This is a genomic window from Sandarakinorhabdus sp. (assembly GCF_032115815.1).
Classification (GTDB): domain Bacteria; phylum Pseudomonadota; class Alphaproteobacteria; order Sphingomonadales; family Sphingomonadaceae; genus Sandarakinorhabdus.
On the sequence record NZ_JAUMBI010000052.1, the window covers coordinates 1 to 1817 of the forward strand.

General features: G+C 65.7%; 3 protein-coding genes and 1 tRNA gene. 3 read left to right on the plus strand and 1 reads right to left on the minus strand.

Annotated features, from left to right (window positions below; all coding sequences use genetic code 11):
- The 3 genes from RT662_RS03195 to RT662_RS03205 all read left to right on the plus strand — a co-directional run.
- Positions 1-184: BolA family protein (locus RT662_RS03195; protein ID WP_313669099.1), on the plus strand; the 184-nt coding region annotated here is incomplete at its 5' end.
- Positions 184-1257, plus strand: coding sequence for a succinylglutamate desuccinylase/aspartoacylase family protein (locus tag RT662_RS03200; RefSeq protein ID WP_313669101.1), 1074 nt, complete (start codon positions 184-186; stop codon positions 1255-1257). The genes RT662_RS03195 and RT662_RS03200, both read left to right, overlap by 1 nt.
- Before the next feature lie 45 nt (positions 1258-1302).
- Positions 1303-1377: transfer RNA gene (locus RT662_RS03205), tRNA-Thr, on the plus strand.
- Here RT662_RS03205 and RT662_RS03210 read toward each other — a convergent pair.
- The gene (locus tag RT662_RS03210) at positions 1365-1679 is read right to left on the minus strand and encodes a hypothetical protein (RefSeq protein WP_313669102.1); all 315 of its coding nucleotides are present in this window, start codon (positions 1677-1679) and stop codon (positions 1365-1367) included. The genes RT662_RS03205 and RT662_RS03210 overlap by 13 nt on opposite strands.
- Positions 1680-1817: the final 138 nt, after the last annotated feature.

Sequence of the window (1817 nt, forward strand, 5' to 3'; positions counted from 1 at the left end):
CCACGCCGGCCATCGCGGCGATGATGCGGAATCGCACTTCACCGTGAAGATCAGCGCCGCCAGCTTTGCCGGGCAAAGCCGCATCGCCCGCCAGCGCGCCGTCTATGCCGCGCTGGGCGATCTGATTGCACCTGATCGTATCCACGCCCTGCGCATCGTCGCATCGGCCCCCGGCGAAGCCTGATGCGCTTGCCTCTGGCTGCCCTTGCCCTGCTGGCTGCCGCACCAGCGCTGGCTGCCACCGAAGCGGCCGGCAGCCTGGATGGCATTACCATCATCGATCGGCTGGACGTGAATGACATCGCGGCCGGCAGCGTGCAGCGCTTCTGGTTCCGCGCCGGGATGAGCCCGGTTGGCCAGCCGTGGTTGATCCCGGTGATTGTGGTCAAAGGCGCCCAGCCCGGCCCGCGCCTGGTTCTCACGGCGGGCATCCACGGTGATGAACTCAACGGCATCGCCGTGCTGCACCGGCTGGGAGCGACCATCGATCCCGCGAAGCTGGCCGGCACAGTCACCATGGTGCCCGGCCTCAACCCGCCTGGCCTGCTGCAATCGACCCGGCAGTGGACGCCGGACTGGTCACGCAGCGCCCCCAATCTCAACCGCGAACTGCCCGGCAAGGAAGGGGGCTCTGCCATCGCCGATTTTGCCGGCCGGCTGTGGAGCCGGTTGATCCGCCCCAATGCCGACAGCGCGGTGGACCTGCACACCCAATCGCGCGGCACCGCCTACATGATGTATGCCTTTGCCTCCACGCCGCGGACCCGCCACATGGCCGAACTGGTGGCGCCCGACATCATCAAGATGGACAAGGGCGACAAGGGCACCGTGGAAAACACGCTGACCGATGACGGTGTGCCGGCGATCACGCTGGAACTGGGCCGGCCCGAAATGTTCGACGACACGATGATCGCGCGGGCGGAATCGGGGCTGACGAACCTGATGCGCGAAATGAAGATGCTGCCCGGCAAGCTGACGCCGCCGCCGGCCAGCCTGACAATTGCAAACGACATCATCGCCGCCCGCGCCAGCAAGCCGGGCTGGATGCGTCTGCTGCTGCCGCTGGGCAGCCCGGTGAAGAAAGATCAACCCATCGCTGAAGTGCGTGACGCCTTTGGCGGCCTTGTCGAAACGGTGACCGCCCCCGCAGCCGGCCGCATCAACATGATCACCACCGATCCCCGCGTCGCCGCCGGCGACACAATTGCGCGCATCGTCTGGTGGTCCCCCGATCCGGCTTGTGCGAACGGGTGTTGAGTTGGGCGGGCGCAGCGGCTATCCACTGCGTCTAAGCACTTGGGGGCCGGATTAGCTCAGCGGTAGAGCAGCGGTTTTGTAAACCGAAGGTCGGGGGTTCAATCCCCTCATCCGGCACCATTTTCCGATTTTCGCCGCCGGGTGATCACGACGGCCACCAGCGTTGTCGCCAGGATCGGGCCAAGCCAGTCCGCCACTTGCGCCCGCTCGGTCCATAACCGGACATCCAGCGCACCCCACCACGGCAGATTGGTACGCAAGCCATCGCCAAATTGTTCGATCCAGCGATATTCCGCCTGCGCCACCTCACGTCCCAGAAAATAGCCGGAGGCCAGCGCCGCTCCGATCCACCAGTTGCGGGTGGCGAGCGCGATCACGATCTGGATGGCAACGGCGACCACCGCATGTTCGACAAGATTCATCATCGGCTCATCGGCTTCCTGTGCTGGGGCCACAGCTTGCCCGATGCCAGGCGCGAGCAAAAGCGGCCCGCCCTACGCAATCACCCGCTCTTTCCTTTTTGCCAGTGGCCAAGCAGGGTCAGCCGTGACAGCCTGTGC